This is a genomic window from Streptomyces sp. WMMC940 (assembly GCF_027460265.1).
Classification (GTDB): domain Bacteria; phylum Actinomycetota; class Actinomycetes; order Streptomycetales; family Streptomycetaceae; genus Streptomyces.
This window is the reverse complement of sequence record NZ_JAPZBC010000001.1, coordinates 6,667,256-6,688,445: the sequence shown is the minus strand read 5'-3', so window position 1 is coordinate 6,688,445 and position 21,190 is coordinate 6,667,256. Positions and strand designations below refer to the sequence as shown.

Genomic DNA, 21,190 nt, shown 5'->3' with positions numbered 1-21,190 from the left:
GGCAGAGCGCCGCCCGCCGGCGTCACCGCCCCGTACGGGGTCACGTCCCCGGGCGGGTCACTACTTGAGGGGGTCGAGGCAGAGGACGAACTTGTCGGCGTCCCACTTCTGCGCGAGGGCGGCCTCGCCGACGGTGCAGGCGTTGACGTCGAAGCTGTTCTCGACGACCTTGACGACCTTGTAGTTGGCCTCCTTGTCGTCGCACCCCTTGGTCTCGACCTCGGGGTTGTTCTCCTCGCCGGTGACCTTGACGCAGTCGCCGGTTTCGGCGCGGACGGGGGCGTCGAAGACGTAGCCGATGCCGAGCTTCACCACCACGGCGACGACAATGAGCGCGACCACGCCGAGAAACTTCTTGACCTTGCTCTTCTTGGCGGGTGCGGGCGCGGGTGCGGCGCCGGGTACGGGCCGGCCCTCCGGGAACTGCGGTTCCTGCGGGGCGGGGGAGGGCGTGGGTGCGCTCATCTGCGGTCTTCCTCGGGTAGCTGGAGATCGAACGCGCGCACGCTACACGAAGAATAAGAACGGCATAAACACGAGGTACGAAGGAGTCCCTGATGTCCGTTTATGGCATCCCTCTGCGCACTCTGTCCGGCGAGGAGACGTCCCTGGCCGACCATCACGGCAAGGCCGTGCTGGTGGTGAACGTGGCGTCCCGCTGCGGCCTCACACCTCAGTACGCGGGGCTGGAGCGACTGCAGAAGACCTACGCGGACCGTGGTTTCACGGTGCTCGGGGTACCGTGCAACCAGTTCCTGGGCCAGGAGCCCGGCAGCGCCGAGGAGATCGCCACGTTCTGCTCGGCGACGTACGGGGTGACGTTCCCGCTGCTGGAGAAGTCGGACGTGAACGGCGACCAGCGGCATCCGCTCTACGCCGAGTTGACCCGTTTCGCCGATGCCGACGGGGAGGCCGGTGACGTGCAGTGGAACTTCGAGAAGTTCCTCGTCTCCCCGCAGGGCGACGTGGTGGCCCGCTTCCGGCCGGGAGTGGAGCCGGAGGCCGCGGAGGTCGTCGCGGCGATCGAGGCGCAGCTCACGGCCTGACCGGCCCGCGCACGCCACGGAGCGCCGGCCCGGACGACCGGGCGGTGCCCCGTGGCGTGCGGGAGCCGCGCGTCAGCGGATGGGCAGGCCGGAGAGGGTGCGGGCGATGACGAGGCGCTGGATCTCGCTCGTGCCCTCGAAGATGGTGTAGATGGCCGCGTCGCGGTGCATGCGCTCGACGGGGTACTCGCGGGTGAAGCCGTTCCCGCCGAGGATCTGGACGGCCTGGGCGGTGACCTTCTTGGCCGCCTCGCTGGCGAAGAGCTTGGACATGGAGCCCTCGGCCGCGGTGAACGGCTTGCCGCTCACCGCCATCCAGGAGGCGCGCCACACCAGCAGCCGGGCGGCGTCGATCTGGGTGCGCATGTCCGCCAACTGGAAGGCGACGCCCTGGTTGTCGATGATCGGGCGGCCGAACTGCGTGCGCTCCTTGGCGTACTCGAGGGCGTAGTCGTACGCCGCCCGCGCGGTGCCGACCGCCATCGCGCCGACGGCGGGGCGGGATGCCTCGAAGGTGGCCATGGCGGCGTTCTTCACGCTCCCCCAGCCTTCGGCCGGGGGGACCCCCACACCGCCGCCGGACCGGGCCCGCTCCCGGGCGCGGGCGAGCCGCTCGTCGAGCTTCTCCTTGCCGCCGAGCAGACAGGAGCCGGGGACCCGGACGTCCTCCAGGACCACCTCGGCGGTGTGCGACGCGCGGATGCCGTGCTTCCTGAACTTCTGCCCCTGGGAGAGGCCGGGGGTGCCCGGCGGCACGATGAAGGAGGCGTGGCCCTTGGAGCCGAGGTCGGGGTCGACGACGGCGACGACGACGTGGACGTTGGCGATCCCGCCGTTGGTGGCCCAGGTCTTGGTGCCGTTGAGCACCCACTCGTCCTTGGCCTGGTCGTAGACGGCGCGGGTCCGCATCGCACCGACGTCGGAGCCGGCGTCGGGCTCTGAGGAGCAGAACGCGGCGACCTTCACGTCGTCGACGTCACCGTACATCTGCGGGATCCAGGTGCCGATCTGCTCCTCCGTGCCGTTGGCGAGGACACCGACGGCGGCGAGGCCCGTGCCGACGATGGAGAGGGCGATACCGGCATCACCCCAGAACAGTTCCTCCATGGCCATCGGGATGCCGAGCCCGGTGGGGTCGAAGAACTGCTGGGCGTAGAAGTCGAGGGAGTAGATGCCGACCTTGGCGGCTTCCTGGATGACCGGCCAGGGGGTCTCCTCGCGCTCGTCCCACTCGGCGGCGGCCGGGCGGATCACGTCCCTGGCGAAGCCGTGCAGCCAGTCGCGGACCTGCTTCTGGTCGTCGTTGAGATCGAGCGCGAACTCGGTCATGTCCCCTCCTGATGTGCTGGGCACGCATGTTACTACCGGTAACCGCAGTCTGTTACCGGTGCGTAGCGGCTGTCAACCGCCATCGTGCGGTCGGCGGGCGGACCCTGCGGAGTGTTACGTTGCGCAGGCCTCAGGATTCAGTACGGGCGGGGAGAGACCATGGAGACCACCACCACTCAGCAGGGCGACCAGCAGCGGTCGGCCGAGCAGCGGCGGCGCGAGCTGCTCGAAGCCGCCGACCGCGTGGTGCTCCGGGACGGTCCGCAGGCGTCCATGAACGCGATCGCCGCGGAGGCCGGCATCACCAAGCCGATCCTGTACCGGCACTTCGGCGACAAGAGCGGGCTCTACCGCGCGCTCGCCAAGCGTCACACCGACGGTCTGCTGGCGGCACTGCGCACGGCGATCGACGCCAGCTCGGACCGGCGGGAGCGCGTCGAGCACACCCTCGACACCTACCTCGCGGCGATCGAGACCCGGCCGCAGGTCTACCGCTTCCTGATGCACCCCGCCGATGACTCCCAGCAGTCCGAGCAGGGCTTCGACGTCGGCCGGCACACCGCCCCGCTGCTGCGCAGACTCGGCGAGGAACTGGGCAAGGTGATCGCCGAACGCGTCGACCTCGGTCCCGGCGGGGACGAGCTGGCCAGGATCTGGGCCCATGGCATCGTCGGCATGATGCACGGCGCGGGCGACTGGTGGCTGGGGGAACGCCCCTGCTCCCGGGCGCAGTTGGTGCGGAGCCTCGCGGACCTGCTCTGGGGCGGTCTCTCCGTCGCGGAGGACCGCCCGGGCAGCCCGGGTTTCTGACGCGGGTGCCGGTGACGGTGCGGGTTCCGCCCCGGACCCGCGGTGCCGGTCCGCACGGAAACCCGCTACCGCCGGCCCCACGGGGCACGGCGGACCTTGCGCAGGGCACGGGCGCGGCGCAGGCCGGTGAGCCGGTCCACGTAGACCCCGCCCTCCAGGTGGTCGCACTCGTGCTGCAGGCACCGGGCGAAGAACCCCGTGCCCTCGACCCGCACCGGCGCGCCGTCCCCCGTCACTCCCTCGACCACCGCACGGTCGTGCCGCGGCGTCCCCGCCTCGATGCCCGGCAGCGACAGACATCCCTCGGGGCCGCGCACCTCGATGCCGTCGGCGGCGACGAGCCGCGGGTTGACCACGTGCCCGACATGGCGGACGTCCTCGTCGTCGGGGCAGTCGTAGACGAAGACCCGGAGCGGAACACCGACCTGGTTGGCGGCGAGACCCACCCCGTTCGCGGCGTACATGGTCGCGTACATGTCCTCGATCAGCCGCGTCAGCGACGGGCCGAAGTCGGTGACGGGTTCGCAGGGCGCGTGGAGCACCGGATCGCCGAACAGGCTCATGGCCCGCACGAGGCCGGAACTGCCGGGGATCGGACGGTTTCGCATGGCCGTAAGGGTACGTTCCGCACATCGCGCCGGTGACCTCCGGATTTCCTGACGGAGCCGCAGTTCGGGCCGCCGCCCGGAGGTCGATAGGCTGAGCCCCGACCGACGCAAGGAGGATCAAGGACGATGGCAGGACACCCTGGCAACGCAGAGCCGCTGTCGCCGCGCGCCAAGCTGGCCGTGACGGCCGGCAAGGCCGCAGCGGCGGTGTCGCGCGCAGCGGGACGCGGCAGCGGATCGGTGATCGGCGGCCGGGTTGCCCTCAAACTCGACCCCGATCTGCTGAGCAGGCTGGCGCAGCACCTGGACGTGATCCTGGTGTCGGCGACGAACGGAAAGACCACCACCACCCGGCTGATCGCCGAGGCCCTGCGCGCGGCCGGCCCGGTCGTGTCGAACGCCCTCGGCGCGAACATGCCGGCCGGTATCACCTCCGCGCTGGCCGGCGGCTCGGACGCCCGCTACGGCGTGATCGAGGTCGACGAGAAGTACCTCGCCGGGGTCGCCCGCGACACCACGCCCAAGGCCATCGCCCTGCTCAACCTCTCCCGCGACCAGCTGGACCGCGCGGCCGAGACCCGGATGCTGGCCGAGAAGTGGCGCGAGGGGCTGTCCGGCAGCAAGGCCGTCGTCGTCGCCAACGCCGACGACCCGCTGATCGTGTGGGCCGCGTCCTCCTCCGCCAACGTGGTGTGGGTGGCCGCCGGCCAGGAGTGGAAGGACGACGCCTGGTCCTGCCCCGCCTGCGGCGGTGTGATGCAGCGCCCGGGGGACGACTGGTTCTGCGGCGAGTGCGGCTTCCGCAGGCCGGCCGTGAGCTGGGCCCTCAGCGGTGACCACGTCCTCGACCCGCACGGGTCCGCCTGGCCGATCCACCTCCAGCTCCCGGGCCGGGCCAACAAGGCCAACGCCACCACCTCCGCCGCGGTCGCCGCCGTCTTCGGCGTCCCGCCGCAGGTGGCGCTGGAGCGCATGTACCAGGTGCAGGCCGTGGCCGGCCGGTACGACGTCGTCTCGTTCCAGGGGCGGGACCTGCGACTGCTGCTGGCGAAGAACCCGGCCGGCTGGCTGGAGACGTTCTCCCTGATCGATCCGCCGCCCACCCCGGTGATCCTGTCCGTCAACGCACGCGGCGCCGACGGCACCGACACCTCCTGGCTGTGGGACGTCGACTACACCCGGCTCGCCGGCCACCCGATCTTCGTGATCGGCGACCGCAAGCTGGACCTCGCGGTGCGTCTGGAGGTCGCCGGGCTGGACTTCCGTGTCGCCGAGGACGTGGACGAGGCCGTGCGGCTCGCCCCGCCCGGGCGGATCGAGCTGATCGCCAACTACACCGCCTTCCAGGACGTCCGCCGCCGCGTCGGCAACTGACCCCACTCACCGCAGAGGAACACGAGCATGAGCGACAGCAGCCTGCGCCTGGTGTGGGTCTACCCGGACCTGCTCAGCACGTACGGTGACCAGGGCAACGCCCTGGTCGTGGAGCGCCGCGCGCGCCAGCGCGGCCTGGGCGTCACCCGCGTCGACGTCCGCAGCGACCAGCCGGTGCCGACGTCCGGCGACATCTATCTGATCGGCGGCGGCGAGGACCGGCCGCAGCGGCTCGCGGCCGAACGGCTGCGCCGCGACGGCGGGCTCTCCCGGGCCGCGGCCAACGGCGCGATCATCTTCTCGGTCTGCGCCGGCTACCAGATCCTCGGCCACGAGTTCATCAACGACCTGGGGGAGCGGGAGCCCGGCCTCGGTCTGCTCGACGTGATCTCCACCCGCGGCGAGGGCGAGCGGTGCGTCGGCGACGTGCTGGCGGACATCGACCCGCAGCTGGGCCTGCCGCAGCTCACGGGCTTCGAGAACCACCAGGGCATCACGCACCTCGGGCCGACGGCCCGGCCGTTCGCCCGGACCGTCTTCGGCAAGGGGAACGGCACCGGGGACGGCACCGAGGGCGCGTACAACGACACCGTGTTCGGCACGTACATGCACGGTCCGGTGATGGCCCGCAATCCGCAGATCGCGGATCTGCTGCTGAAGCTGGCGCTCGACGTGAACGCGCTGCCGCCCACCGACGACCGGTGGTACGAGGCACTGCGCGCGGAGCGCATCGCCGCCGCCACCCAGCCCGCCTGACGGGCCGCTCGAGCGCCGTTCGCAGGACGGCCCGGACCGTACGGCGGCACGGTGTCCACTGTGCGGACGTCCGGTTCGGCACCCGCCACCTTGCGCCGGTAGGGTGGCAGGGATCCAACCGGACGACGTGGTCCGGGAGTCGGCCCACGTTGTAAAGGTTTTCGGGCTATGCGCATTGGTGTCCTCACCTCCGGCGGCGACTGCCCCGGGCTCAACGCGGTCATCCGCTCTGTCGTGCACCGCGCCGTGGTCGACCACGGCGACGAGGTGATCGGTTTCCACGACGGCTGGAAGGGCCTGCTGGAGGCCGACTACCGCAAGCTCGACCTCGACGCCGTCGGCGGCATCCTCGCCCGCGGCGGCACGATCCTCGGCTCCTCGCGGGTACAGCCCGCGCATCTCGTCGACGGCGTCGAGCGGGCCAGGGGGCACGTCGCCGAACTGGGCCTCGACGCGATCATCCCGATCGGCGGCGAGGGCACGCTGAAGGCGGCGAACCTGCTGGCCCAGGCCGGTCTGCCGATCGTCGGTGTGCCGAAGACCATCGACAACGACATCGCGTCGACCGACGTCACCTTCGGCTTCGACACCGCCGTCGGCGTCGCGACCGAGGCCCTCGACCGGCTGAAGACCACTGCCGAGTCCCACCAGCGGGTGCTGATCGTCGAGGTCATGGGCCGGCACACCGGCTGGATCGCCCTGCACTCCGGCATGGCGGCCGGTGCGCACGCCATCGTCGTACCCGAGCGTCCCTTCGACATCGAGGAGCTGACCAAGCGGGTCGGTGCCCGCTTCGAGGCCGGCAAGCGGTTCGCGATCGTCGTGGTCGCCGAGGGTGCCAAGCCGCGCGAGGGTTCCATGGACTTCGACGAGGGCGGCAAGGACATGTACGGCCACGAGCGCTTCGCCGGTGTCGCCCGGCAGCTGTCCGTCGAGCTGGAGGAGCGGCTCGGCAAGGAGGCCCGGCCGGTGATCCTCGGCCACGTCCAGCGCGGTGGCACCCCGACCGCGTACGACCGCGTCCTCGCCACCCGGTTCGGCTGGCACGCGGTCGAGGCGGCGCACCGCGGCGAGTTCGGCATGATGACCGCGCTGCGCGGCACGGACATCACGATGGTGCCGCTGGCACAGGCGGTGGAGACGCTGAAGACGGTCCCGCAGGACCGGTACGAAGAGGCCGAGACGGTCCTCTGAGAGGGCTCCCCGGCGAGGAACCGCCCCCGGTCGCAGCCGCGGCCGGGGGCGGTTCTAGTCTTGTCCGGACAACACGCGCGAAACAGGACGCTCCAGGAGTACGCAGATGGATCACAGCGGGCACGGCGAGCACGGGATGCCGATGGACCTGCCGCCGTTCACGCTCGGCAGGGGGCTGGAGTTCTCCGCTGATCCGTTCTTCCTGGCCGGCTGCCTCGTGGGGCTCGCGCTCTACGGCTGGGGCGTGGCACGGCTGCGCCGGCGCGGTGACGCCTGGCCGGTGGGCCGGACGGTCTTCTTCACCGTCGGCGTGCTGAGCATCGCCCTGGTGATGTGCACCAGGCTGAACGACTACGGCATGGTCATGTTTAGCGTGCACATGGTCCAGCACATGGTGATCAGCATGCTGTCGCCGATCCTGCTGCTGCTCGGCGCTCCGGTCACCCTGGCGCTGCGCGCGCTGTCGCCGGCGGGCCGGGGCCGCAAGGGACCGCGCGAGCTGCTGCTGGCCCTGCTGCACAGCCGCTATATGAAGATCGTCACGCACCCCGCGTTCACGATCCCGATGTTCATCGCGAGCCTCTACGGCCTGTACTTCACCCCGCTCTTCGACTTCCTCATGGGGTCCAGGGCCGGCCACATCGGGATGATGGTGCACTTCCTCGCCGTCGGACTGATCTTCTTCTGGCCGATCATGGGCGTGGACCCGGGCCCGCACCGCCCCGGCCATGTGATGCGGATGCTGGAGCTCTTCGCGGGCATGCCCTTCCACGCGTTCTTCGGTATCGCGCTGATGATGGCTTCCGAGCCGATGGTGCGGGCGTACGCCGATCCCCCGGCCTCACTCGGGATCAGCGCGCTCTCCGACCAGAACGCGGCGGGCGGCATCGCCTGGGCCTTCAGCGAGATCCCGTCGGTGCTGGTCCTGATCGCCCTGGTGTTCCAGTGGTACCGCTCCGAGCAGCGCCAGGCCGTCCGCAAGGACCGGGCCGCGGACCGGGACGGCGACAAGGAGCTGGCGGCCTACAACGCGTATCTGGCCTCCCTCCAGGCACGCAGCCGCTGACCGGGACCCGAGCCGACCGGCCCGGCGGCTCGGCCCGTGCGTGCGGGCCGCCGACCCCGCGCGCGGTGGCCGCCGCCCGGGAGTAGCGCGCTCCCCCGGTGCGGGGTGACGATGGCTCCACGGCCCCGACCGCGGCCGTCAGCCGCGGCACCGGCCCGGAGGAGGGCACGCATGTCCGGTTCCACGAAGACGATGGGTGTGCTGACCGTGGCGTCCCTGGTGGTCGTGACCGCCTACACCGTGGCGCTCGGAAGCAGTGGCTGGCTGTGGTTCGCCTGGATCGTGCTGGGCCTGGTCACCGTGGGGATGCTCGTGTCCAAGCCCACCTGAGGGCGGTGGGCGGCCGGTCCGCCATCGGCGGGCGCCGCCCGCACGGGACCCGCGCAGGCCGGGCACCCCGTAGCGGAAGCGGTCGACGGGGGTGGGGGTCCCGCTCCCCTCGCCGAGCCCTGCGACCGCACCGTCCGGGCCCCAGGTTCGGACGGCCCGGGCCACGAGGCCACGGTGCGGTGAGGAGGTGCCCTCGGCGGGCTACCGGTCGACGAAGGCCGGCGTGGACGGGACGGTACCGGCCGGAAGCGCGATGCCGTGTGCCCGCGCGATCCGGTGGATCTCCGTCACGGCCCCTGCCGGCAGCCTCCGGGTGCCGGGCCGGGAGCGGAACCCGCCGATCGTGGCGTCCTTGACGGCGCCGAGGCCCCCGCGCGGGACGACGAACAGGAACTCCGCCCACGGCTGCCGCCGGATGTCTCCGGGCACGACGGCGGTCGCTCCGGCAGCGTCGAGGACGGCCCTGAGGCGCTCCACGCAGGAGCTCGCCCTGCTGTCCCACTCGCCGAAGGTGACGAGACCGCTCCGCCCGGATCACGGATCCGGGTGGGGCCGTCGATGAAAGCGATGATCTTCGCGATGCGCGCGTGACTACGATCGGTCACCACGGCACTCGTGGCGCCCCCTACCCCTGGCGGCGTCTGAAGGGCTGTCATACAACTGGGCACGGAAGTCGGCACGAATCCGGTCGGACCGGGGACGGACGACCGGCCGTGCGGATCGACGTGCCGGGTGCGTGCACGCCGTGATCCGGCACCACGCGGCCCCTGAGCCGAATCGGCGGAGTTGGGAGCGACACCGTGTTCTACTACGTGCTCAAATACGTCATCCTGGGGCCGCTGCTGCGGCTGCTGTTCCGGCCCAGGATCGAGGGCCTCGAGCACATCCCGGCGGACGGCGCGGCGATCGTCGCGGGCAACCATCTGTCGTTCTCCGACCACTTCCTGATGCCGGCCATCCTGAAGCGGCGCATCACCTTCCTCGCCAAGGCCGAGTACTTCACCGGACCGGGGATCAAGGGCCGGCTGACGGCCGCCTTCTTCCGCAGCGCGGGACAGATCCCGGTGGACCGTTCCGGCAAGGAGGCGGGCCGGGCCGCTATCCGCGAGGGCCTCGGCGTACTGGGCAAGGGCGAGTTGCTCGGCATCTACCCGGAGGGTACGCGGTCGCACGACGGACGGCTCTACAAGGGCAAGGTCGGCGTCGCGGTCATGGCGCTCACCGCGCGGGTGCCCGTCGTGCCCTGTGCGATGGTCGGAACCTTCGAGATCCAACCTCCCGGGCGGGTACTGCCGAAGATCAAGCGGGTGACGATCCGCTTCGGCGAGCCGCTGGACTTCTCCCGCTACGCGGGGATGGAGAACGAGAAGGCGGTGCTGCGCGCCGTGACGGACGAGATCATGTACGAGATCCTCGCCCTGTCCGGACAGCAGTACGTCGACGAGTACGCGGTGAAGGTGAAGGCCGCCGAGGCGGACGGGTCGAAGGGCAGGCGGATTCCCCGGCTCAGGCGCTGACGCGCGGTGGACGGTTGCGGGTCCGGGCGCCGGCACCGGGGGGCCGCGTTCGGCGGCGGAGTGCTCGTGCCGCGGGAGCCGCTGGTGGAGGGCTCGCCCCGGCCGTGGTGGCGGACCGGCAGAGCACGTCCGGGACTGTCGGCGGCTCCCGGCGAAGGGCGGCCCGGAGAGTCGGGGTTCGCGGTGGGACCGCACGCCCGTGTACGGCCCTCGTGCCGGTCCGGGACGCGGCCCGCGGGTCAGCCGCCGGTGAGATCGCCCAGGGCGGCGTCGAGCAGCCGGCGCAGGCGCAGCGCGTCCTGGGCGACGGCGGTGACCAGCACGGCCGGTCCCGCGAGGGGGGTGAGCGCGGCGGTCTCCCCGAGCCGCCGCGGCTCCGGAGGCTTGTCGTCGAAATCGGGGTCCACCACGAGCAGTTGGCCGACCGCCCGGTGCCCGCCGAGCACCGCACCGCCGTCCCAGCCGCCGGGTGCGCCGGGACCGAAGGCGAGTTCCTGGTCCAGCAGGGGGCGGCCCGCGCGATGGACGGTGAGGCGTGTGGTGAGGGTGCCGGCCTCCTCGCCGTACCGGCCGAGGATCTGCTCATCACGCAGCACCAGGCGCGCCGTCGCGGCCAGCACCGCGCGCGTGTGCATCCGCAGCTCGCTGCCGCGCGCCGAGATCAGCTGCTCGGGCAGCCAGCGCAGTTCGGCGTCCTCCCCCACGTCCAGCGAGATGTCGTAGTCGGCGGCTCCCCGGGTGCGCCCGGGCAGCGCCACGGTGGCCGCGGCGGAGTCCATGTGCAGCCGCGCGCCTTCGCGCACGTGCGCCTCGATCGCGAGCCGGTCCCCGCCGAGCGGGGCGCTCATGGCGCCGACGACGGTGACGCGCGTGTACGGTCCGCCGGCGCGGGTGCGGCGCAGGGCCAGCGGACCGTCGCTCTCCAGCACGGGGAGCCCGTCGCGTTCGGCGACGACCCGTGCGGTCGCCCGGACGCTCATCCGGCCCTCACGCGGAGGTCCAGGAGCGGAGCCGGTCGCGCACCCACCCGGCGACGGGAAGGACACCGTCCTCGCCGGTCAGCGAGGTGAAGAGCACGGGGAGTTCGCCCCGTTGCTCCTTCGCGTCGCGGGCCATGCGCCGCAGATCGGAGCCCACGTGGGGGGCGAGGTCGGTCTTGTTGACGACGAGGAGGTCCGCGGTGGTGACTCCCGGTCCGCCCTTGCGCGGGATGTCGTCACCGCCGGCCACGTCGATCACGAAGATCTGGGCGTCGACGAGGCCCTTGGAGAAGGTGGCGGTGAGGTTGTCGCCGCCGGACTCGACCAGGATCAGGTCGAGCGGTCCGACCGCGTCCTCCAGTTCCTCGACCGCTTCGAGGTTTGCGGAGATGTCGTCGCGGATCGCGGTGTGCGGGCAGGCACCGGTCTCGACGGCCTGGATGCGCTCGGGCGGCAGGACGGCGTTGCGCAGCAGGAACTCGGCGTCCTCGCGGGTGTAGATGTCGTTGGTGACCACGGCGATGGACAACTGGTCGCGCAGGGCCCGGCAGAGAGCGGCGACGGTGGCGGTCTTGCCGGATCCGACCGGTCCACCGAGTCCGATGCGCAGCGCGCGCCGGGTGCCGTCGGGGCGTACGGCGTCGGCGCTCACGGCGGCCCGGCCGGGACGCTCGTGCGTGTGGTCGAGATGCATGGGGCGGCTCCCTCGTGGTGCCGCGGAGCGTGTGCGGCTCCGGGGTCCGTGGTGCTGGTGGGTGGGCGGTCGTGGTACCTGTGTCGGGGCTGTGGCTGTTCGCTGTGTGGCGCTGTGGGCCGTGCGGCCGCGTGGTGCTGCGGGGTGTGAGGTGCTACGAGGCGAAGAGCCGTACGGGCCAGGCGGCGTGCTGCTCGGCGGTGATGTCCAGCAGCGGGGCCGACGCGGCGGGTAGTGCGTCGGGGCCCCGCTCGGCAGCCCGCCGGGCCGCGGTCACGGCTCGCGCGGCGACCCGGTCCAGGTCGGGGGCCAGCCGGGCGAGGACCGCGGTGGCCTGGTACGGGTCCATGCTGAGCAGCCGAACGGCGGCGGTGGCCGGTCCTCCGACCGACTCGTAGGCGGCGCAGTACGCGGCGTCCTCGGCGCCGAGGCCGGCGGCACGGGCGGTGACCCCCAGCACGACGGGCTGGTGCGCCCCCTTCGGCAGGGCACGGGCGAGGGCGTCCAGTTCCGGTGACGGCCAGATGGCGCGTGCGGCCCGCATCAGCTGCCTGCCGAGTTTCCGCGCCGATGCGCGCAGGGCGGGGGACGGGGTGCGGGCGTCGGCCGCCGCGTCCAGTGCGACCGGGTCGAGTCCGAGAGCGGCAGCGGCGGCGAGACCGGAGGCGGTCAGTCCCGTGGTGTGCAGCCGTCCCCGGCAGAAGTCCGCGAGGTCGCGGGCGTCGCCGAGCCGGCCCTCCCTGACCGCGGCCTCCGCCCCGCCGGAGTGGGCGTGCCCGCCGGCGGGGAACCGTCCGTCGGCGAGGACGAGCAGCGCGGCGCGCGCCGGGGCACCGGACCGTGGTCCGGCCTCCTCCGCCCGGCGCGGTCCCGCGGCCGCGTGCCCGTCCCCGGCGGGCCCGGCGCCCTGGTACCGGCCGGGCGACGGGAGGTGACGGAGGCCGTTCGCAGGGGCCTTCGTGTGCGGATCCATGTCGCTCATGATCAGAACAGGAAGTAGCGCTGGGCCATGGGCAGTTCTTCCGCGGGCGCGGGCTCCACCGGGTCGCCGTCGACGGTGACCGTGAAGGTGTCGGAGTCGACCTCGACACGGGGCAGGGCGTCGTTCTCCCTCATGTCCGACTTGGTGACGCCGCGGGTGCTGCGGATCGGGACGAAGCGCTTGCCCAGGCCGAGGCGTTCGGGCAGTCCGTCCTCGATCGCCGCCTCGGCCACGAAGTTGAACGAGTTGGCGGCCGGGGCCCGGCCGAGCGCACCGAACATGGGGCGCGGGAGCACGGGCTGGGGGGTGGGGATGGAGGCGTTGGCGTCGCCCATCTGCGCGTAGGCGATCTGTCCGCCCTTGAGGACGAGCTGGGGCTTCACACCGAAGAAGGCCGGCTCCCACAGGACCAGGTCGGCGAGCTTGCCGGCCTCGACCGAGCCGATCTCGTGGTCGAGGCCCTGGGCCACGGCCGGGTTGATCGTGTACTTGGCGACGTACCGGCGGGCCCTGAGGTTGTCGGCGCGACCGTCGCCCGGCAGGGCACCCCGGCGCCGCTTCATCGCGTGCGCGGTCTGCCAGGTCCGCAGGACGACCTCGCCTACGCGCCCCATGGCCTGGGAGTCGGACGACACGATGGAGATGGCGCCGATGTCGTGGAGGACGTCCTCGGCGGCGATGGTCGACGGCCTGATCCTGGACTCGGCGAAGGCGAGGTCCTCCGGCACCGCCGGATTGAGGTGGTGGCAGACCATCAGCATGTCGAGGTGTTCCTCGATGGTGTTGACGGTGTGCGGTCGCGTCGGGTTGGTGGAGCTGGGCAGGACGTACGGCTCCGAGACGACGGTGATGATGTCCGGTGCGTGCCCTCCGCCCGCCCCTTCCGTGTGGTAGGCGTGGATCGTGCGGCCCGCGATCGCCGCGAGGGTGTCGCCGACGAAGCCGGCCTCGTTGAGCGTGTCGGTGTGGATGGCGAGCTGTGCGCCGGTCTCCTCGCACACACCGAGGCAGGCGTCGATGACGGCCGGTGTGGCGCCCCAGTCCTCGTGGATCTTGAAGCCGAGCGCACCGCCGCGCAGTTGGGAGTACATGCCCTCGCGGGACGTCGTGTTGCCCTTGCCCAGCAGCCCGATGTTGACGGGGAACGACTCGAGCGCCTCGAACATCCGGGCGAGATGCCAGGGTCCGGGGGTGATCGTGGTCGCCTTGGTCCCCTCGGCGGGTCCGGTGCCCCCGCCGACGAGGGTGGTGATCCCGGAGGACAGGGCCTGCTCGACGACCGTGGGCGAGATGAAATGGACGTGCGCGTCGACGGCGCCCGCGGTGACGATCTTCCCGTTGCCCGCGATGACCTCGGTCTCCGGTCCGATGACGAGGTCCGGGTGGACCCCGTCCATCGTGTCCGGGTTGCCCGCCTTGCCGATGCCGGTGACACGGCCGTCGCGGATGCCGATGTCCGCCTTCACCACTCCCCAGTGGTCGATGATCACCGCACCGGTGACGACCGTGTCCGGGGCGCCCTCCGCCCGTGTCGCACGGGACTGGCCCATGGACTCGCGGATCACCTTACCGCCGCCGAAGACCGCCTCGTCGCCTGCGCGTCCGGGGCCGCCTGAGCGGTCCTCCTCGATCTCGACGAGGAGATCGGTGTCGGCGAGACGGATCCGGTCACCGGTCGTGGGGCCGAAGAGATCGGCGTACGCGGCGCGCGTCAGCTCAGGCACGGGAGGCTCCGTTCCCCGCCGGGGTCGCACTCGTGTCGAGCGGTCCCGCGGTCTCGCCGCGCAGACCCGCGACGACGCGCAGTCCGGCGATCGGTACGAGTTCGACCTCGACGGGGACTCCGGGCTCGAACCGGACGGCGGTGCCCGCGGCGATGTTCAGCCGGAGGCCGCGCGCGGCCGTGCGGTCGAAGTCGAGTCCGGGGTTGGCCTCGGCGAAGTGGTAGTGGGAGCCGACCTGTACGGGCCGGTCGGACGCGTTGAGGACGGTCAGCCGGGTGGCCTCGCGGCCCTCGTTGAGCCTGACCGGTCCGTCGGCGTGCAGGATCTCTCCGGGGATCATCGGCGCTCCCGTCAGACGATCGGGTCGTGGACGGTGACGAGCTTGGTCCCGTCGGGGAACGTCGCCTCGACCTGGACGTCGTGGATCATCTCCGGGATGCCGTCCATGACGTCGTCGCGGGTGAGCACCTTGCGTCCGGACGCCATGAGTTCGGCGACGGTGCGCCCGTCGCGGGCGCCCTCCAGGATGTGCGTGGTGATGAGGGCGACGGCCTCGGGGTGGTTGAGCCTCACCCCGCGTGCCCTGCGCTTCTCCGCGACGTCCGCGGCGACATGGATGAGCAGCCGTTCCTGCTCATGCGGCGTCAGTTGCACGTTCTCCACCTCACAGTCGGCCTGCCCGGACGCAACCGGGTGCGGCGGACCGTGGCGGACGTCAATAGTCGGTTGACTCTCCGCGACCTTTCCGCCGCCAAGGTTTGAACGTTAGGGCGGAAGTTTTTCCGGCGCGTTAACTGATCTTCGGCACTTGTGACGTCGGCGCCCGCAGCCCGTCCTCCGGCGCCTCGCCGCGTACGTCAGCGAGGAACGCCTGCCGCGCGAGGAACCCCTGGCCCGCACCGGACGACGGGCCGGGCGTCCGCGACCGTGCCCCTTTCCGGAGCCGTCGCCGGCCGCATGGTCCGGCCCTCCGTCACCGTCCCGGCGACGTGGTCCGCGGGCTCGACGGCCTGCGGGATCCCGCTCTGCCGCGGGGCCGCGCCCAGCACCTCCCGGCCCGCCGCGCGATCGCGGTGGCGCGCCTGGTTCCGGCCGTCGCGGCCCTCGACCGGCCCGCGGCCCCCAGGCACCGCGCGACCCGGCTGGTCAGGAGCCGCCGCTCGTGCCGGGTGGCCGGTGCTCCGCCGCGATGCCGAAGCGGCCGCGTTCGCCGGGAGCGGACGGCTCCGTGGACCGCAGCGACGACACGGAGGTGATCACGGACTCATCGGCAGCCCGCTCCGCGGCCTCCAATCGCTCCAGGTCAGCCGCGGACACCAGGGCCACGAGGGGCTTCCCGTGGCGGGTCACGACAACCCGCTCACCGCCGTAGACGACGCGATTGATCAGCTCGGCGAGTTCAGCTCGGGCTTGCGTCACCGGAATCTCGTAGGCCATGCTCCCCATCATAACGGTCTGTACGTCCCGTACATTTCTTCCGAGGCCGTAGCAGACAGCGCAGACTCGGCCGCCGGGTGCGGTCGCTCGAGGAGTGGTACGCGTGAACCGACCGTCCGCCCGTCATGTCCTGCCCGAGTTCACCGAACGCACGAGCGGCGGGAAGCGCACGCTCGACCCCTACGCCAAGCTGCTCGACGAGCGGATCGTCTTCCTCGGCGCCCCCGTCGACGACACCTCGGCCAACGACGTCATCGCGCAGTTCCTGTACCTCGAGTACACCGCGCCGGACCAGGACATCTCGCTCTACATCAACTCGCCCGGCGGCCCCATCAGCGCCATGTCCGCCGTCTACGACACGATGCAGACGGTGACCTGCGACGTGGTGACCACCTGCCTGGGACAGGCCGCGTCGACCGCCGCCGTGCTGCTCGCCGCCGGAACCCCGGGCAAGCGCATGGCCCTGCCCGGTGCCCGCGTGGTCGTCCAGCAGCCTTCGCTGCCGGAGCCGGTCCAGGGGCAGCCCACCGATCTGGACATCCGGGCACGCGAGTTGCTGCGGCTGCGGGAGCAGCTCACGGCCATGCTCGCCCGCCACACCGGCCGGAGCGCCGAACGCATCGCAGCCGATCTCGACCGCGACTCCGTGTTCGACGCCTCGGGAGCCCTTCGCTACGGGCTGGTCGATCACATCGTCAAGAACCGGAAGTGTTTCCCGACTTCCGCCGTCCTCGGGTGAGCCGGCGGTGCTGCCACCCGAGCTGCCGCCGCTGCCCGCACTGACACGCGCCGAGAGCGAGTTCGTCGACAGCTATCTCGAAGTGGTCGACCAACTGGGAAGGATCAACCCGGCACGCGGGACACACACATATGGAGCCCTCCGCGCCGCACAGGCCCTGGTCGCCCGGGCCACGGAGCTCCGCGACGCCCTGACGGTCATGCACATGCGCGGCGAGAGCGAGCTGCACACCGTCACATTGGCCCGCGCACTACGGGTATTGGGCGGGGAACGCCGAGCCTTGCGGATCACCGTGCCACCGGATCAGCAGAGTTGACGGTCCAGCGTGAAACGGGTGCCCCGGCGCCTCCGACCCGCCCGAGAAGCGTACGACCGGGTGTCGCCCATCCGGACCAGTCAGCGCTTCGACTTTCGTCCCGTGCAAGTTGCGCAACCGCATCGCCCGATCGGCCCAATGACGCGCTTCGCCGCAGGTACGGGGCTCGTCACCCGGCGACGCCCAGTCCCCCGAACGGCCCTGTCCACCCGAACAGATCAGTGGTGAGGAGCCTCACAAATCGTCGTTTCGACTCGGAAATCCGGCAGTTCGTGGGTCAAGATCCCTGGGACGACAAGCCCCCGCCACCGCGGCGGGGCGGTCCGGGCGGACGCCGAGTCCTGCCGCCGCACCGGATGCCTGGTCGACATGAGGGCTTCGGCAGGAGTGGAGGACCCAGCAGTGCGGGCCTGCCACCGGAACGGTGGCCGGTCCTTGGGGTGAAGCCGTGTGAGCGGCCGGGCGTCTTCGCCGGTCCGAACCCGACAGGTCATCCTTCACAGGCGGCTGACGAAGGGTTGCGCATGACTGCGCAGACACATCTCCCGTCCCTGCTGTCCCGGACGGGTGCCGTCTCGGCACTCACGATCGCCGCCGTCGGCGGCTCACTGATCGTGCCGGGCGGTGCGCCGGAGGCACAAGCGGCCTCGGCGCACGCGACGAAGGCTCTCAAGGTCGCCGCGTCGAAGAAGGGAGCCCCGTACAGGTACGGAGCGACCGGTCCGAGCCGCTTCGACTGCTCGGGGCTCACGCTCTACGCCTACAAGAAGGCGGGCAAGCAACTGCCGCGCACGGCCCAGCAGCAGTACAACCGCACCCGTCATATCTCGGCCTCCCAGCGGCAGCGCGGCGACCTGGTGTTCTTCCACTCGCGGGGGCACGTGTACCACGTCGGCATCTACGCGGGGGCCGGGAAGATCTGGCACTCGCCGAAGACCGGTTCCGTCGTGAAGCTGACCAAGATCTGGACCAAGGGCGTCCGCTACGGGCGCGTACGCTAGTGCCGCGTCAGCACCGGCCGCGCGCACCGGGCGGCGCTGACGTCCCTCGGCAGAGGTGACGTCAAGCGAAGCGGCGCGGCGGTCCCGAACCCCGGCCCCGGAGCGCAGGACGTCGACCGGCCCGGGCGCGTCGTTCGGCCCGGGCTCACGGCGCCGGCGGCCGGCCCGGGCCCTCAGTGTGGAGGCTCGGCGTCGGCCGCGCTCCAGGGCATCGCGATCCAGACGGTCTTGCCGCCCTCGGGCGTGGGATCGACGTGCAGCCTTCCCCCGCATTCCGCGACGAGCCAGCGGATGATGACCATGCCGCGGCCGTTGTCCTGCTGCACGGCCGCGGGCAGCCGCTGGGGCCTGCGCGGATGGCTGTCCGTGACGCCGATGCACAGACGCTCGTCACGCTCCAGACGGACGTCCACCGTAAAGGTCGGGGACAGCCCGAAGGTGTGCTGGACGGCGTTGGTGGCGAGTTCGGAGACGATGAGACGGACCGTTTCGGCGGTGCCGGTCTCCCCCGGCAGTCCCCATTCGGCGAGGACCTCGGAGACGTATCTGCGCGCGGCGGATACCGAGGCGGGATCGCTCGGCAGAGTGACGGAGGCTTCCTGATGGTCTGCCATGGCGAGCTGTCCCTTTCCCACCGGGGCTGCCGGAGCGCGGCACGTAACGGATTGGATGCCGGAACAGCCTCGGACTGCGCTTCGCGCCAGACTGCCACTGTTGCCGCCCCCACGGCAGGGGATCCACCTGGATATGCATATATCTGTCGCTCAAAGCGGTGAACCCTGCTACGCGAGAGCGTATTCGGGCGCACACTTGGCGCCTGGCACTGCGTCCGCCGGTGCCCGTCCGGACGGTCACCGGTGTCCGCCGCCGGGCGGCCGTGGGAACGGCGGAGAACAGGAGGAGATTCGGCATGCGGCAGGGTCCCGCGGTGCGCCGGCGCAAGCTCGGCGAGGAACTGCGCGGTCTGCGGCTGGGCGTCGGCCTCACGAGCCGGGAGGCGGCGCTGCTCGTGGGCTGGAACCAGTCGAAGGTGAGCCGCATAGAGACCGGAACGAGCGGTGTGAAACCGGCCGATGTGGCTCGGCTGCTGGACGTCTACGGAGTCGCCGACCAGCGGCTGCGCGAGCTGCTGGGGACGCTGGCCGGCACGGCGGACGGCGGGGGAAAGGGCTGGTGGCACGCGTATCGCGGGGTGATTCCGCCGCAGTACCGGGACTTCATCAGCCTGGAGTCCCAGGCGAGCGCGGCGCGCACGCTGGAGACCTCGGTGGTGCCCGGACTGCTGCAGACGCCCGACTACGCGCGGGCGGTGACCCGTTCCGCGCTGGAGAGCGTGCCGACGGAGACGGTGGACTCGCTGGTGGAAGTGCGCATCGCGCGTCAGCGCGTACTGCGCGCGGAACGCCCGCTGACCTTCAGTGCCGTGCTGGACGAGGCGGTCCTCCGGCGCCAGGTGGGCGGTCGGGAGGTGATGCGGGGCCAGCTACGCCGGGTGCTGGAGATGGCCCAACTCCCGCATGTGCGGCTGCAGGTGCTGCCCTTCTCGACGGGCGGCTACGTGGGACTGACCGGATCTTTCGTTATCTTCTCCTTTCCGAACACTTCTGATCTAGATGTGGTTGTTCTTGACCACTTGACGAGTAGTCTCTATCTCGAACGGAAGGAAGACCTCGAGACGTACGGCGCCGCTTTCCGCACCATGCAGGCGCATGCGCTCTCGCCGACTGACTCGTTGGATCTCGTCGCAGGGATCCGTGACGGCGTGTAGGGAAGGCACCCCCCAATGTCTGCTCACGACGCACGTGTACGCCCTCTGCCGGGCACGTACTGGCAGCGCAGCAGCCGTAGCGTGGGAATGAACAACTGCGTGGAGACCGCCCGGTGCGCCGACGGCGCGCTGGCGGTGCGCGACTCGAAGAACCCCGGACTGCCACTGCTGGTGTTCTCACCGGCCGCCTGGACCGGTTTCCTCAGCGGACTCGGCGCGCCGTCGCGGTGAACGGGCCCGCGCCGCGCGCGGATCCCGTGTCGGACACCCGGCACCGCGTCAGACGCCGGGCGCCGACTCCAGGACGGCGGCGACCGCCGTCCCGATCTGCCGGTCGGTGAGGTCGGCGCGCGCGGTGAGCCTGATCCGTGAGATCCCGTCCGGCACGGACGGCGGCCGGAAGCAGCCCACGGCCAGACCCGCGGCACGGCAGTCCGCCGCCCAGCGCACCGCCGACTCGGGTGAGGGCGCCTGCACGGAGACCACGGCCGCGTCCGGCCGGGCGGCGGTCAGTCCCGCCTCCGTCAGCCGCCCGTGCAACGTGCTCGCCACGTTTCTGGCCCGGTCCGCCAGTGCGGGCTCACGGCGCAGGAGCCGCAGGCTCGCGAGGGACGCGCCCACGGCGGCCGGCGCGAGTCCGGTGTCGAAGATGAACGTTCGGGCGGCGTTGACGAGGTGCTCGATGACCCGCGCCGGGCCGAGGACCGCTCCGCCCTGACTGCCCATGGACTTGGAGAGGGTGAGCGTGGCGACGACATCCGTGGCCCCCGCGAGACCGGCCGCGTTCAGGGCTCCCCTGCCTCCTTCGCCGAGGACGCCGAAGCCGTGCGCGTCGTCCACGACCAGGGCCGCCCCGTGTGCGCGGCACACACCGGCGAGGGCGGCCAGGGGCGCGGCGTCGCCGTCCACCGAGAAGACCGAGTCGGTCACGAGCAGGGCTCGTCTGCCGGAGTGGGCGTCGAGCGCCTTGGCCGCGGCCTCCGGATCGGCGTGCGCCACGACGGCGGTCTCCGCACGCGACAGCCTGCAGCCGTCGACGATCGAGGCGTGGTTGCCGGCGTCCGAGACGATGAGCGACCCGTGCGCGCTGAGCGCCGTGAGCGCCGCGAGGTTCGCCGCGTACCCCGAGGAGAACACCAGGGCGGCCTCGAACCCGCAGAACTGGGCGAGCTCGCGCTCCAGTTCCGCGTGCAGTTCGGTGCTCCCGGTCACCAGCCGGGACCCGGTCGCCCCAGCGCCCCAGCGCCGGGCGGCCGAGGCGGCCGCCTCGGTGACCTCCTTCCTGCGGGTGAGGCCGAGGTAGTCGTTGCCCGCCAGGTCGAGCAGGGCGGGGTCGGCGGGCCGGGGACGGAGCGCACGGACGAGGCCCGCCTCCGCACGGCGGCGCGCCGCGTCGTCCGTCCAGTCGAAAGGATCCTGAGGCACTCGGGGCATGGTCCGGTCCTTTTGTAGGCAGCGAACAGACCCTAGCGGGGGACGCCGGAGGTCAGAGTGTGGCCATACACACACCTCAAACGGG

Annotated in this window: 26 protein-coding genes and 1 riboswitch; of the genes, 13 read left to right on the top strand and 13 right to left on the bottom strand. The window is 71.7% G+C overall.

Going from position 1 to position 21,190, the window contains the following annotated elements; all coding sequences use genetic code 11:
- Positions 1–60: 60 nt before the first annotated feature.
- Positions 61–465, bottom strand: a complete 405-nt coding sequence (locus tag O7595_RS29560; protein ID WP_269731623.1) for an LppU/SCO3897 family protein — start codon at positions 463–465, stop codon at positions 61–63.
- A 92-nt stretch (positions 466–557) separates the two neighbouring features.
- Between O7595_RS29560 and O7595_RS29555 the strand changes: the two genes are divergently transcribed.
- The gene (locus O7595_RS29555; RefSeq protein WP_269731622.1) at positions 558–1,046 is read left to right on the top strand and encodes a glutathione peroxidase; all 489 of its coding nucleotides are present in this window, start codon (positions 558–560) and stop codon (positions 1,044–1,046) included.
- 72 nt (positions 1,047–1,118) lie between these two features.
- On the opposite strand, the gene O7595_RS29550 is transcribed toward O7595_RS29555, so the two are convergent.
- Positions 1,119–2,375, bottom strand: coding sequence for an acyl-CoA dehydrogenase family protein (locus O7595_RS29550; RefSeq protein ID WP_269731620.1), 1,257 nt, complete (start codon positions 2,373–2,375; stop codon positions 1,119–1,121).
- A 159-nt stretch (positions 2,376–2,534) separates the two neighbouring features.
- Here O7595_RS29550 and O7595_RS29545 point away from each other — a divergent pair, with 159 nt between their 5' ends.
- Positions 2,535–3,185: a TetR family transcriptional regulator gene (locus O7595_RS29545; RefSeq protein ID WP_269731619.1), complete on the top strand. Its 651-nt coding sequence runs from the start codon at positions 2,535–2,537 to the stop codon at positions 3,183–3,185.
- Positions 3,186–3,250: 65 nt separating this feature from the next.
- On the opposite strand, the gene def is transcribed toward O7595_RS29545, so the two are convergent.
- Positions 3,251–3,793, bottom strand: a complete 543-nt coding sequence (gene def / locus O7595_RS29540) for a peptide deformylase (protein ID WP_269731618.1) — start codon at positions 3,791–3,793, stop codon at positions 3,251–3,253.
- A gap of 126 nt (positions 3,794–3,919) precedes the next feature.
- On the opposite strand from def, the gene O7595_RS29535 reads away from it, so the two are divergent.
- From O7595_RS29535 to O7595_RS29515, 5 genes are all read left to right on the top strand, one after another.
- Positions 3,920–5,167, top strand: coding sequence for a Mur ligase family protein (locus tag O7595_RS29535; protein ID WP_269731617.1), 1,248 nt, complete (start codon positions 3,920–3,922; stop codon positions 5,165–5,167).
- 27 nt (positions 5,168–5,194) lie between these two features.
- The gene (locus O7595_RS29530) at positions 5,195–5,923 is read left to right on the top strand and encodes a type 1 glutamine amidotransferase (RefSeq protein ID WP_269731616.1); all 729 of its coding nucleotides are present in this window, start codon (positions 5,195–5,197) and stop codon (positions 5,921–5,923) included.
- A gap of 168 nt (positions 5,924–6,091) precedes the next feature.
- Positions 6,092–7,117, top strand: coding sequence for a 6-phosphofructokinase (locus O7595_RS29525; RefSeq protein ID WP_269731615.1), 1,026 nt, complete (start codon positions 6,092–6,094; stop codon positions 7,115–7,117).
- A 106-nt stretch (positions 7,118–7,223) separates the two neighbouring features.
- A complete protein-coding gene (locus O7595_RS29520) occupies positions 7,224–8,183 on the top strand; it encodes a cytochrome c oxidase assembly protein (protein ID WP_269731614.1) in 960 nt (319 codons plus the stop codon).
- A 171-nt stretch (positions 8,184–8,354) separates the two neighbouring features.
- The gene (locus O7595_RS29515) at positions 8,355–8,513 is read left to right on the top strand and encodes a hypothetical protein (RefSeq protein ID WP_269731613.1); all 159 of its coding nucleotides are present in this window, start codon (positions 8,355–8,357) and stop codon (positions 8,511–8,513) included.
- Between the two features lie 201 nt (positions 8,514–8,714).
- Here O7595_RS29515 and O7595_RS29510 read toward each other — a convergent pair whose 3' ends face one another.
- Positions 8,715–8,990 carry a ketopantoate reductase C-terminal domain-containing protein gene (locus O7595_RS29510; RefSeq protein ID WP_269731612.1) on the bottom strand — a complete coding sequence of 92 codons (276 nt, stop codon included), beginning with the start codon at positions 8,988–8,990 and terminating at the stop codon, positions 8,715–8,717.
- 323 nt (positions 8,991–9,313) lie between these two features.
- Here O7595_RS29510 and O7595_RS29505 point away from each other — a divergent pair, with 323 nt between their 5' ends.
- Positions 9,314–10,030, top strand: a complete 717-nt coding sequence (locus O7595_RS29505; RefSeq protein WP_269731611.1) for a lysophospholipid acyltransferase family protein — start codon at positions 9,314–9,316, stop codon at positions 10,028–10,030.
- A gap of 239 nt (positions 10,031–10,269) precedes the next feature.
- Here O7595_RS29505 and O7595_RS29500 read toward each other — a convergent pair whose 3' ends face one another.
- From O7595_RS29500 to O7595_RS29470, 7 genes are all read right to left on the bottom strand, one after another.
- Entirely contained in the window at positions 10,270–11,010 is a 741-nt protein-coding gene (locus O7595_RS29500; protein WP_269731610.1) for an urease accessory protein UreD, read from the bottom strand.
- 7 nt (positions 11,011–11,017) lie between these two features.
- The gene (gene ureG / locus O7595_RS29495) at positions 11,018–11,704 is read right to left on the bottom strand and encodes an urease accessory protein UreG (protein ID WP_269731609.1); all 687 of its coding nucleotides are present in this window, start codon (positions 11,702–11,704) and stop codon (positions 11,018–11,020) included.
- Positions 11,705–11,858: 154 nt separating this feature from the next.
- The gene (locus O7595_RS29490) at positions 11,859–12,677 is read right to left on the bottom strand and encodes an urease accessory protein UreF (RefSeq protein WP_269731608.1); all 819 of its coding nucleotides are present in this window, start codon (positions 12,675–12,677) and stop codon (positions 11,859–11,861) included.
- A gap of 11 nt (positions 12,678–12,688) precedes the next feature.
- Positions 12,689–14,410, bottom strand: a complete 1,722-nt coding sequence (locus O7595_RS29485; protein WP_269731607.1) for an urease subunit alpha — start codon at positions 14,408–14,410, stop codon at positions 12,689–12,691.
- Positions 14,403–14,750 (bottom strand): urease subunit beta, encoded by a 348-nt coding sequence (locus O7595_RS29480; RefSeq protein ID WP_269731606.1) that lies wholly within the window; start codon positions 14,748–14,750, stop codon positions 14,403–14,405. The genes O7595_RS29485 and O7595_RS29480 overlap by 8 nt, the downstream gene beginning before the upstream one ends.
- 11 nt (positions 14,751–14,761) lie before the next feature.
- On the bottom strand, positions 14,762–15,064 hold the full coding sequence (locus O7595_RS29475) for an urease subunit gamma (protein WP_123186946.1): 303 nt from the start codon (positions 15,062–15,064) through the stop codon (positions 14,762–14,764).
- Positions 15,065–15,556: 492 nt separating this feature from the next.
- Positions 15,557–15,847, bottom strand: coding sequence for a type II toxin-antitoxin system Phd/YefM family antitoxin (locus O7595_RS29470; protein ID WP_269731605.1), 291 nt, complete (start codon positions 15,845–15,847; stop codon positions 15,557–15,559).
- Between the two features lie 103 nt (positions 15,848–15,950).
- On the opposite strand from O7595_RS29470, the gene O7595_RS29465 reads away from it, so the two are divergent.
- The 3 genes from O7595_RS29465 to O7595_RS29455 all read left to right on the top strand — a co-directional run bounded on the left by O7595_RS29465 (position 15,951) and on the right by O7595_RS29455 (position 17,903).
- Positions 15,951–16,586, top strand: a complete 636-nt coding sequence (locus tag O7595_RS29465; protein ID WP_269731604.1) for an ATP-dependent Clp protease proteolytic subunit — start codon at positions 15,951–15,953, stop codon at positions 16,584–16,586.
- A gap of 7 nt (positions 16,587–16,593) precedes the next feature.
- Complete coding sequence (locus O7595_RS29460; RefSeq protein WP_269731603.1) at positions 16,594–16,902, top strand: hypothetical protein; 309 nt, start codon at positions 16,594–16,596, stop codon at positions 16,900–16,902.
- A 347-nt stretch (positions 16,903–17,249) separates the two neighbouring features.
- A riboswitch (cyclic di-AMP (ydaO/yuaA leader) is annotated at positions 17,250–17,423 on the top strand.
- A gap of 3 nt (positions 17,424–17,426) precedes the next feature.
- Positions 17,427–17,903 (top strand): C40 family peptidase, encoded by a 477-nt coding sequence (locus O7595_RS29455; protein WP_269731602.1) that lies wholly within the window; start codon positions 17,427–17,429, stop codon positions 17,901–17,903.
- Positions 17,904–18,076: 173 nt separating this feature from the next.
- Here O7595_RS29455 and O7595_RS29450 read toward each other — a convergent pair whose 3' ends face one another.
- A complete protein-coding gene (locus O7595_RS29450) occupies positions 18,077–18,517 on the bottom strand; it encodes an ATP-binding protein (protein ID WP_269731601.1) in 441 nt (146 codons plus the stop codon).
- A 296-nt stretch (positions 18,518–18,813) separates the two neighbouring features.
- On the opposite strand from O7595_RS29450, the gene O7595_RS29445 reads away from it, so the two are divergent.
- Both O7595_RS29445 and O7595_RS29440 read left to right on the top strand, forming a co-directional pair.
- Positions 18,814–19,671, top strand: a complete 858-nt coding sequence (locus tag O7595_RS29445) for a helix-turn-helix domain-containing protein (protein WP_269731600.1) — start codon at positions 18,814–18,816, stop codon at positions 19,669–19,671.
- A gap of 15 nt (positions 19,672–19,686) precedes the next feature.
- Positions 19,687–19,902 carry a DUF397 domain-containing protein gene (locus O7595_RS29440; RefSeq protein ID WP_269731599.1) on the top strand — a complete coding sequence of 72 codons (216 nt, stop codon included), beginning with the start codon at positions 19,687–19,689 and terminating at the stop codon, positions 19,900–19,902.
- A 48-nt stretch (positions 19,903–19,950) separates the two neighbouring features.
- On the opposite strand, the gene O7595_RS29435 is transcribed toward O7595_RS29440, so the two are convergent.
- Positions 19,951–21,096 carry an 8-amino-7-oxononanoate synthase gene (locus O7595_RS29435; RefSeq protein WP_269732675.1) on the bottom strand — a complete coding sequence of 382 codons (1,146 nt, stop codon included), beginning with the start codon at positions 21,094–21,096 and terminating at the stop codon, positions 19,951–19,953.
- Positions 21,097–21,190: the final 94 nt, after the last annotated feature.